The 10,000-nt window shown below is 41.5% G+C and carries 7 protein-coding genes, 1 tRNA gene, 1 other RNA gene and 1 other annotated feature (2 of these 10 cut by a window edge); of the genes, 1 reads left to right on the top strand and 8 read right to left on the bottom strand.

Going from position 1 to position 10,000, the window contains the following annotated elements:
* The 4 genes from R4Z09_RS00115 to tadA all read right to left on the bottom strand — a co-directional run.
* Positions 1-162: the 5' portion of a YbaB/EbfC family nucleoid-associated protein gene (locus tag R4Z09_RS00115; protein ID WP_191090874.1), read on the bottom strand. It extends 165 nt beyond the left edge of the window; only the first 162 of its 327 coding nucleotides appear in the window; the start codon lies at positions 160-162; the stop codon falls past the left edge of the window.
* A gap of 55 nt (positions 163-217) precedes the next feature.
* Positions 218-1,927 carry a DNA polymerase III subunit gamma/tau gene (dnaX, locus tag R4Z09_RS00110; protein WP_338450442.1) on the bottom strand — a complete coding sequence of 570 codons (1,710 nt, stop codon included), beginning with the start codon at positions 1,925-1,927 and terminating at the stop codon, positions 218-220.
* 167 nt (positions 1,928-2,094) lie between these two features.
* An RNA gene (gene ffs, locus R4Z09_RS00105) (signal recognition particle sRNA large type) lies at positions 2,095-2,360 on the bottom strand.
* A 78-nt stretch (positions 2,361-2,438) separates the two neighbouring features.
* On the bottom strand, positions 2,439-2,966 hold the full coding sequence (gene tadA, locus R4Z09_RS00100) for a tRNA adenosine(34) deaminase TadA (RefSeq protein WP_338450441.1): 528 nt from the start codon (positions 2,964-2,966) through the stop codon (positions 2,439-2,441).
* A gap of 159 nt (positions 2,967-3,125) precedes the next feature.
* On the opposite strand from tadA, the gene R4Z09_RS00095 reads away from it, so the two are divergent.
* Positions 3,126-4,961, top strand: a complete 1,836-nt coding sequence (locus R4Z09_RS00095; protein ID WP_338450440.1) for a LysM peptidoglycan-binding domain-containing protein — start codon at positions 3,126-3,128, stop codon at positions 4,959-4,961.
* A 159-nt stretch (positions 4,962-5,120) separates the two neighbouring features.
* Here the strand turns inward: R4Z09_RS00095 and R4Z09_RS00090 are convergent.
* The 4 genes from R4Z09_RS00090 to guaB form a co-directional block, all read right to left on the bottom strand.
* Positions 5,121-5,213, bottom strand: a tRNA-Ser gene (locus R4Z09_RS00090).
* Positions 5,214-5,335: 122 nt separating this feature from the next.
* A complete protein-coding gene (serS, locus tag R4Z09_RS00085; RefSeq protein ID WP_338450439.1) occupies positions 5,336-6,616 on the bottom strand; it encodes a serine--tRNA ligase in 1,281 nt (426 codons plus the stop codon).
* Between the two features lie 84 nt (positions 6,617-6,700).
* Positions 6,701-6,918: a binding site (T-box leader), on the bottom strand.
* 139 nt (positions 6,919-7,057) lie between these two features.
* Positions 7,058-8,362 carry a serine hydrolase gene (locus R4Z09_RS00080; protein WP_338453167.1) on the bottom strand — a complete coding sequence of 435 codons (1,305 nt, stop codon included), beginning with the start codon at positions 8,360-8,362 and terminating at the stop codon, positions 7,058-7,060.
* Positions 8,363-8,574: 212 nt separating this feature from the next.
* Positions 8,575-10,000: the 3' portion of an IMP dehydrogenase gene (guaB, locus tag R4Z09_RS00075; RefSeq protein WP_338450438.1), read on the bottom strand. Its footprint extends 41 nt past the window's final position; only the last 1,426 of its 1,467 coding nucleotides appear in the window; the start codon falls outside the window, past its right edge; the stop codon is at positions 8,575-8,577.

Raw genomic sequence — 10,000 nt, 5'->3', positions numbered from 1 at the left:
AACCTCTTTATGGCCTGTCATGATGACTGTCACCATGCCGCCGCCGGCTGTTCCTTCAATTCTTTGTTCTCCTAATTCTTCCTGGGCCTTTGCCATTTCCTTTTGCATTTTCTGCATTTGCTTCATCATTTTTTGCATATTGCCCATTCCCCCGCCACGCATCATATTCATTACCTCCACTTAATTATTGATATTTATTAATCTAAATCTGCCCTGATTATTCCTTAATTTCAATCAAGTCAGCTCCAAACAGTTTTTTTGCCTCCGCAATAATCGGCTCTTCTTCAGGAGCACCAAACTCAGATGCTTCTGTGCCACTGTCATCATGGCGCTGATTTTTCACAAATGACTCGCGGATCGATACCCACTGTTCTTCCGGTATACCTGTTACGGTCATTCTTTTACCGGTTAGTCTTTGCAATATAGAAGTGATCGCTTCTACAAATTTATCATTATCCATTGCCATTTGACAGTGAATTTCATACTTAAATTTAATGACTAACGCCTGGCTCGATGCTGCTGCCGGCTCGGCTTCTTTTAATAATGCCGCCTGTGAACGCATTTGGTTCGCTGTCAATGCTTCAATGAGCTCAGCCCAACGGCCTTTGACAGCCTGAAGATCCTGTTTAGTGGCAGACTTTAGAATTTCATTAATTTTTCCCGTCGGCGCCTGGAATCCTCTTCTTGCCGTTCTTTGCGGCCGCCTCTGAACATCAGGCTGATGTTCCTCTTCCATCACCTTAATACCATGCTGCTTTAACTCACTTATCTCATGCTCCAGCTGATTGATTCTTTGCATCAGCTGTTCAACAGCCGGTGAGCCTGATGTGCTGGTGACTGCTGCCTCAAGCTGACACAACTTGACAACCGCTACCTCGAGGAAAATCTTCGGATGGTTCGTAAAGCGCATTTCCTGCTGCGTCTTGCTTAACATATTAATGAGCTGATAAATCTCTTCCGGATTAATGTCCTCTGCAAGCGTCTTAAACTCCTCGTCAAGCATCACACGCTCCAGCGATTCCTCTAAATCGGGCGCTGCTTTGTATAACAGCATATCGCGGTAAAATAAAATGAGATCCTCAATAAACCTTGTTGGGTCCTTCCCCTGGAAAAGCAGCTCTTCTAATGATTCTAAGCCGCTGACCACATCATGGTCCTTTATAGCCTTGGCCAGATTCAGTAAAAAGACCTGTGAGACTGCCCCTGTAACCGTTAATGCATCATCAACTGTCACTTTTTCTTTTCCAAAAGAAATAGCCTGATCCAAGAGACTTAATGCATCACGCATACCGCCTTCTGCCGCTCTTGCGATGACATGAAGAGCATTCTCCTCATAATTTACCCCTGTTTCACGGGCAATCAAGGACATCCTGCCTACAATCGCCTGAGCAGTAATTCGTTTAAAATCAAAACGCTGACATCTTGAGATGATTGTGAGAGGAATTTTATGCGGCTCTGTTGTGGCTAAAATAAAAATAACATGCTTCGGCGGCTCTTCTAATGTCTTTAACAGGGCATTGAAGGCCCCAATGGACAGCATATGAACCTCATCGACGATATAGACCTTATACTTCACTGATGTTGGCGCATATTTTACCTTATCACGTATGTCACGAATCTCTTCGACTCCATTATTTGAGGCCGCGTCTATTTCAATGACATCAGGGATGGACCCATCTGTTATACCCAGGCATGCCGGACACTCATTACAAGGCTCCGCAATCGGGGCCTTTTCACAATTGACCGCCTTCGCTAATATTTTAGCTGCACTCGTTTTCCCCGTACCACGAGGCCCTGAGAATAAATAAGCGTGTGATATCTTATCTTGAAGCAGGGCGTTCTGCAATGTTTTCGTTACGTGTTCTTGTCCAACCACATCAATGAAACTTTGTGGACGCCATACACGATATAATGCTTGATAACTCACTTAAACGCCCCCTTCTCATTCTTGTCCTAAATCATTATAACGTATATATTTTCTATTATACAAAAAAATTAAGAAGAAAACCTTCCCTTGTTTTCCACAGCCATCTTTTTTGTATAGTAAAAAACCCATCCAATTAAGGATGGGCTTTATTAGTATAAGTTAAACTGCCGTGCACCTTCCGTCGACTGATTCCCATAAGCGTTACTTGAGCAGTTAGCTCGGCCCAGGCAACCCTGCGGCACATGGGATGATCCACTTAATGCTGCTTCCTTCCGGACCTGACATGGTTCATGGGTTCCCATTGCGCAGGACCCGGACGTCAACACCACTTACTCAAGGCAGACCCTACAGGAGATCAGCCTCAGGAAAGGAGTTCGGCCTCGCTAGAGCGGATTGCGAGTACAGGGCACCGCTACCTCCCCGCTTAGCACGGCAAAATTGATACCAAATTGTTAGGCGTCCTTATCGACGCATGATTAAGTATACTAATAATCAACTTAAAAAGCAATGTTTAATCACTTCTAAATTCTGTTTCAACAGATAATTCCTGCTTCCTCTTCAGTTTCGCTGCCTTTTTTCTCTCTCTGACTGAGCGAAAAAAATCAGTTAACAGCTGCCCGCATGATTGCTCCAGGACCCCGGCAACGACCTCACTTTGATGATTAAAACGCTCATCCTGCAAAAGATTCATAAACGTACCCGCACAGCCGCCCTTAGGGTCCGCCGCACCGTACACGACCCGCTTGACCCGCGCAAGAATAATCGCACCAGCACACATCGCACATGGCTCAAGCGTCACAAATAGCTCTGCATCCTCAAGCCGCCATGAGCCAACAGCCTCACAAGCCTGTTCAATTGCCAGCAGCTCTGCATGTGAGACAGCACTTTGATTTGTTTCCCTTAAATTGTGCGCCCTGGCAATAATCTTCCCATGCAGGACAATGACTGCACCAATTGGCACCTCTTCAAGTATTTCCGCATTCTTCGCCTCTTTAATTGCCTCCAGCATAAAATATTCATCTGAGTGTTTTTCAAACATATATAAATATCCTTCCTAAAAAAGATAAGATTGATTTATTACCGACTGGGAAATTATAGCATGAATTAGTATTTCGAACATAGGTGAACAGTTATAGGCAAAAATTTTTCACCATTGCATATATTTATATAGATGTCTGTTGAGGGAGATGAGATACGAATGTATTTTCGGCAAACTAGGTATGTTGTACAGCAGGGAGATTCCTTAGCTTCAATTGCTGAAAGGTTTAATACCTCTGTACAAAATATAATATATCAAAACCAATTACCATCCACTGTTATTTATATTGGCCAACAACTGAGCGTTCCTTTACTTTTTGACAGAAATGTATATTGGGTTCAGCCCGGTGACAGCCTGTATAGCATTGCGGAAAATTTTGGAACGTCAGTTGAGGAATTAAGAAGCTTGAATCAATTGCCGGTTAACATGATTTATATTGGACAGCAGCTGCTCATTCCTGACCAAACAGAAAGCGATTATTATACAGTTCAACCGCAGGATTCCTTACAATCAATTTCCGACCGTTTTCATACATCTGTACAAAACATCAAACATTTAAACAGCTTATCGTCAAACACGATCTATATCGGTCAAAGGCTTATGGTTCCCGAAGAAGATATAAGACAAACAGTATACACAGTCAAGGCCGGAGACAGTTTATTCTCGATTGCCAAACGATACAACACAACAGTTGAAAGCATTATGGCACTGAATAATTTAGAAGCAATGGACCTAACGATTGGTCAGAGATTAACGATACCTGTTTATTCTGAGGTTATTGTGAACGCTAATAATGTAAATGTTCGGCAAAGCCCGAGTTCTTCTGCCAATGTTGTGGCACAAATGGATCGAGGGGCAAGACTGCCGCTGCTCGGTGTTCAAGGCGACTGGTACAGAATTGCATTATTTAACGGTAATCCTGGATGGATATCAAAAACAGTTACAACTCTAAGGGCACACGATGGCTCAAAGCCTATTATCCAGATCCTCGGATACTACACATTAGAGGAAGGTCCTACATTACCAAGCTCATACGAATCATTTGTTACAAATATCGAGCAAATATCACAAAATGGCTTATTTTTATTTAGGATTGATAAGAATAACCCAACAACAATTGAGAAGTTTGGAGAATTTAACGATGCAGAAATACAAGCGCTTGTAAGGCTCGGCCACCGTCATAATGTTAAGATGCTTGCAACCGTTCATAACCTTTTATACGACGAAGGAGTAGAATTAGCGAAGCGAGTTATTCATGAGTTAGTGTCCTCCCCACAAAATATGACTGCATTTGCCCTCAATTTAGTAAGATTAATTGAGAGATATGGATTAGATGGCGTTGATATCGATATTGAAGATGTATTCGAAGAAGATCGAGATCGGCTAACACAGCTTTATCGTGTGATTGGTCGTGTCTTAGATGAAAGGGGCTATTTCTTCTCAACAGCTGTTCCATCCAAAACAGGACCAACAGATCCAAGCGTTTTTGCCAAACCGTTTGATTATCCGAATCTTCATCAGCCTACAGATCAATTTGTCGTTATGCTTTATAATGAGCATGGGTGGCCGGGAAGCGGTCCAGGACCTGTTGTATCAATAGGGCGTATGGAAAGGGTATTACGGTATTCAATGTCTGTCATGCCAAAAGAAAAAATTGTGGCGGCTGTTTCTGTATTTGGTTTTGATTTTAATCTTCAAACTGGCAGGGCAGCTTATGCAACCTATGACCGTGCAATGGCATTAGCAAGACAGTATAATAAAGAAATTATCTTTGATGAAGAAACGCAAACCCCGATGTTTGCTTACACTGATGCACAAGGTGTTAAGCATGAAGTTTGGTTTGAAAACCGTGCAAGTATTTTAGCCAAAGCCCGGCTTGCGGACCGCTTAGGAATTAGAGGCTTAGCTCTTTGGAGATTAGGTATGGAAGATAAGGCAATATGGACAATGCTAAGAGATGAAGCAGTTGTAGAAAAGATGGGACTTGAACAATAAATAGAAAACTGCAGGCTTAGTGTTTGCAGTTTTTCTCTTGTACTCAATGTAAAGGTTCACTTTAAGGGAAATCTACTGGATCATTATAAAACAAAAAATCGCTACCCAATAGGATAGCGATTTATCTCCAATTTTATGCGCGGTTGTTTTTTATCTTTATGGCGGAGGAAGAGGGATTCGAACCCCCGCGCGGTTTAACCCGCCTGTCGGTTTTCAAGACCGATCCCTTCAGCCGGACTTGGGTATTCCTCCATTTAAGACAAAATGAAATATATCATATGTGATATTTAGTGTCAACCGACGTTTATGCTAAACAAGTATTTTCCGGGCAATAATAGATTGCCCGGAATTTTAATTTTTATAATACCGGCTTATTATCTTGGTGTAATAACTTCTCTATTACCCATATATGGACGCAATACTTCCGGAATCACCACAGATCCATCGTCTTGCTGGTAATTCTCTAGGATTGCAGCAACAGTCCTGCCGATGGCTAAGCCAGATCCATTCAATGTATGAACATGCTCTGGTTTACCTTTCGGATCACGGCGGAAACGGATATTCGCTCTGCGTGCCTGGAATGCTTCAAAGTTACTGCAAGAAGAAATTTCACGATATGTGTCGTAACTTGGCATCCAAACCTCAATATCATACTTTTTCGCGGCCGTAAAACCAAGGTCGCCTGTACACATACTCATAACACGATATGGCAATTTCAGAAGCTGAAGAACTTTTTCAGCATGACCTGTCAAAATTTCGAGCTGTTCATAGGATTCTTCAGGTTTCACAAATTTTACAAGTTCCACTTTGTTAAACTGGTGCTGTCGAATTAAGCCTCTTGTATCCCGGCCTGCAGAGCCCGCCTCAGAACGGAAACACGCACTAAAGGCTGCATAGCTGATAGGCAGCTCTTCTCCATTGAGAATTTCATCACGATGGAGATTTGTAACTGGCACTTCCGCTGTTGGAATTAAGAAATAATCCTCACTCTCGATTAAGAAGGCATCTTCTTCAAACTTTGGAAGCTGTCCTGTTCCAGTCATACTTGCCCGATTTACCATATAAGGCGGCAGAACTTCAAGGTATCCATGTTCTTCTGTATGAAGATCAAGCATAAAGTTGAATAACGCTCTTTCCAGTCTTGCACCCAACCCTTTATAGAACACAAAACGGCTTCCTGTTACTTTACCGGCACGTTCAAAGTCAAGAATAGCAAGATGATCGGCAATATCCCAGTGCGGCTTCGCTTCAAAAGGAAACTGCGGCTTTTCTCCCCAATTTCTAATTTCGACATTATCATCCTCTGATTCTCCAATTGGTGTGCTCTCATGCGGGATATTCGGAATGCCTAAAAGGATGGATTCTAGTTGTTCCTCAACTGCTTTTAGCTTCTCATCTAGAACCTTAATCTCATCGCCTACTTCACGCATTTCCTTTATAAGATGGTCTGCATCCTTTTTTTCACGCTTTAACACGGCCACCTGCTGAGAAACTTCATTTCGTCTGCTCTTTAACTTTTCTGATTCAACAATTAGTTCACGTCGTGAAACGTCTAAATCCTCAAAGCGTCCAAGCTCAGATAGGTCCTCACCGCGGTGTTGGAGCTTTGCTTTTACTTCTTCAAAATTAGCACGCAAAAATTTAATATCGAGCATAAGAATCCTCCTCTTTATCCTTTTTTCATTTAAAAACATGGCTAAGGAACCGTTTGATGCAAATACAAAAAACTCCCGTCCCTAAAAAGGGACGAGAGTTACCCGCGTTGCCACCCTAGTTGAAGGCAAACGCCTTCCACCTTAAAACGATAACGGTTTTACCCGAAAGTACTTACTGACCATTTCTGGCTTTCCATACTCTGCTCAAGGATGGATTCACAAGCGTCATCCGCCGATTTTCACCAACCACCGGCTCTCTTAAGAATAACTCTCTTGCTACTATTTCCTCTCATTGCTTTTAAACGATATGGTATGTATTAGTCTTACTAAGATTATCTATTTCCATTTTACTACATGATTATGCAAAATTCTATCATGAATATTGGCCTGATTTCCGAGATATAAAAAAAGGCCCCACATATACTTGGGACCTTTCTTTAATTAAAACCAGCCTTTTACAGTTGAAGATACGCTTCCCCATACATCAGCAAAGAATCCTCCGACTGCACGCATGCTTAGAACAAACCAATTTGCCTTTTCGACAGTTTCTGCAGCAATTACATCCACCTGTGGGCTTTTCCCATCAAGAAATTGAATTGGGGTGCCATCCTTTGTCTCCAGCTTAATGTAACCTACTCTATCGCCTTTTTTAATTGGAGCCGTTACTTCTCCATCCTTATTCAAAAGCTTTTTATCTAATACAAGGACCGGCTTATAATTATCTTTCTCGCCTTTTTTATTAACCAGTTCAATTGCATCTTTTGTATAGACTTTTACCTGATTTTCTTTCCCTTTATTAACAGGGATTGTTTTTGTATCTTTCACTTGATAATGTTTCTTTAGAACTTCTTCCTTAGAAAAATTACTAAATGCATAATCAAGCATTTTCTTTGTTTCATCAAATCTTGATTTATATGTTCCTTCTCCGCCTTCACCTTTTGCATTCATCACAACAGTGATATAGCGATTTCCATTACGCTCAGCAGTACCGGTAAAGCAATAGCCAGCAAAATCAGTTGTACCTGTTTTTAAACCGTCAACACCTTCATATTTAAAAACAAGCTCTGGAAGCATCCAGTTCCAGTTATCCATTTTGATTTCGTCATCAGTTCCTGCTCTAAACGTTTTAGAAGGAATACTTGTTGTTTCTAACACTTCAGGGAAATCCTTTAACAAATGAAAGGCCAAGGTTGCAGTAGCACGGGCAGACATCACGTTTTCCTCTTCGGCACCGCCTACTGAATGCATTCCTTTTAAATCATGGTTATTTAAACCAGTGGCATTCACAAATTTAAAGTTTTTCAAACCTAACTCGTTTGCTTTGTCTGTCATCATCTTTACAAAGCTTTCTTCAGATCCGGCAATGGTTTCAGCAATAGCGATCGTTGCACCGTTTGCTGAATAGATCGTCATCGCCTCATAGAGCTCTTTAATAGAATACGTTCCGTCTTTACGTAATGGAACGTTTGACAGATCTCTATCTTGTGAAACATTATACACATAATCACTCACGGAATACTTTTGATCCCATTTTACACGTCCCTCTTTAACCGCCTCAAGAAGCAGGTATTCCGTCATCATTTTTGTCATACTCGCAATACCAAGGACCTTATCAGGATTCTTTGCATATAATACTCGTCCTGTATCAGCATCCACCAGGATAGCGGCATCTGCATTAACACCTAGAGTATCTTCTTCAGCACTTACAGGGCTAAACCCTGTGAAAAAGCTTAAGAATAGAAGCATTGCCAGCAGACCAGATACTCGTTTCCGAAAAGTTTTCTTTTTCAATTTAAAGCCCTCCAACTCTTAATACACCTTCGTATTTTAACATAAGTTTTTGTGAAAAAATAGCTTGTGCAAATGCCTATTTTTTTCATCATATGATAGTTAGACAATTACTAGTTTTTGCCATAAAAAACAAAAAGCAGGGAGTTTATCCCTACTTTATTGTTAATTTATTGAATAGAGTAGTTTGGAGCCTCTTTTGTAATTTGAACATCATGCGGGTGACTTTCTCTTAGTCCTGCACCGCTCATTTTAATAAATTGACTGTTTTCTCTTAGGTTTTGTAAGTTTGCTGCACCACAATAACCCATACCGGAACGAAGCCCGCCGACAAGCTGATAGATTGTATCACTTAGCGGTCCTTTGTATGGTAAACGTCCTTCGATTCCTTCTGGAACGAATTTTTTATTCTCCTCTTGGAAGTAACGATCACTTGAACCTTTTTCCATGGCGGAAACAGATCCCATACCACGATACACCTTGAAGCGGCGTCCTTGATAGATTTCTGTTTCCCCTGGGCTTTCTGATGTACCGGCAAGTAAGCTTCCTAACATAACAGCATGTCCGCCTGCAGCAAGAGCTTTCACGATATCGCCTGAGTATTTAATACCACCGTCAGCAATAATGGCCTTACCATGCTTTCTTGCTTCTGTTGCGCAGTCATAGATAGCTGTAATTTGCGGTACACCCACACCAGCTACAACCCTTGTCGTACAGATAGAACCAGGACCGATACCTACTTTTACAACATCTGCTCCAGCTTCGAATAATTCTTTTGTTGCCTCTGCTGTTGCCACGTTACCTGCAATTAGTGCAAGGTCAGGATATTGGTTGCGGATCTCTTTAACCGTTTCAATTACACCTTTTGAATGCCCGTGAGCTGTATCAATAACAACAATATCAACCCCAGCCTTAACCAATCCTTCTAAACGCAGCATCGTATCTTTAGAAACCCCGACAGCTGCACCGACTAATAAGCGGCCGTGCTCATCTTTTGCGGAATTTGGAAACTCAATTACTTTTTCAATATCTTTAATTGTGATAAGTCCTTGAAGTACTCCTTCAGAATCAACGAGAGGAAGCTTTTCAATTTTATATTTTTGTAGAATTTTTTCTGCTTCTGCTAAGGTTGTTCCGACTGGAGCTGTTACTAGATTTTCTTTTGTCATTACATCTGAAATTTTAATGGAATAATCCTGGATGAAGCGAAGGTCCCGGTTAGTCAGGATGCCAACTAGTTTCCGATCATCTAAATTATTAACAATTGGTACCCCGGAGATTCGATACTTACCCATTAAATGTTCCGCATCAAAGATTTGCTTTTCCGGTGTTAGGAAAAATGGATCTGAAATAACGCCGCTTTCTGAACGTTTTACCTTGTCTACCTGCTCTGCCTGCTGCTCAATCGTCATGTTTTTATGAATAATACCTATCCCGCCTTGACGAGCCATCGCAATAGCCATTTCGGCTTCTGTAACTGTATCCATACCTGCACTAATCAACGGAATATTTAATTTCACCTTATCCGTTAAACTCACCTTTAGACTGACATCTTTAGGGAGCACTTCTGATTTTGCTGGGACTAACAATACATCA

This window comes from Niallia oryzisoli (genome assembly GCF_036670025.1).
GTDB classification, from domain to species: domain Bacteria; phylum Bacillota; class Bacilli; order Bacillales; family Cytobacillaceae; genus Bacillus_BD; species Bacillus_BD oryzisoli.
This window is presented reverse-complemented; position numbering and strand designations above follow the sequence as displayed.

Bases quoted from the DNA above. Each gene is read 5' to 3' on its own strand.
- tadA (WP_338450441.1), bottom strand. From the start codon at position 2,966: ATGTTTGAAAAACACTCAGATGAATATTTTATGCTGGAGGCAATTAAA.
- R4Z09_RS00095 (WP_338450440.1), top strand. From the start codon at position 3,126: ATGTATTTTCGGCAAACTAGGTATGTTGTACAGCAGGGAGATTCCTTA.
- serS (WP_338450439.1), bottom strand. From the start codon at position 6,616: ATGCTCGATATTAAATTTTTGCGTGCTAATTTTGAAGAAGTAAAAGCA.
- R4Z09_RS00080 (WP_338453167.1), bottom strand. From the start codon at position 8,362: ATGCTTCTATTCTTAAGCTTTTTCACAGGGTTTAGCCCTGTAAGTGCT.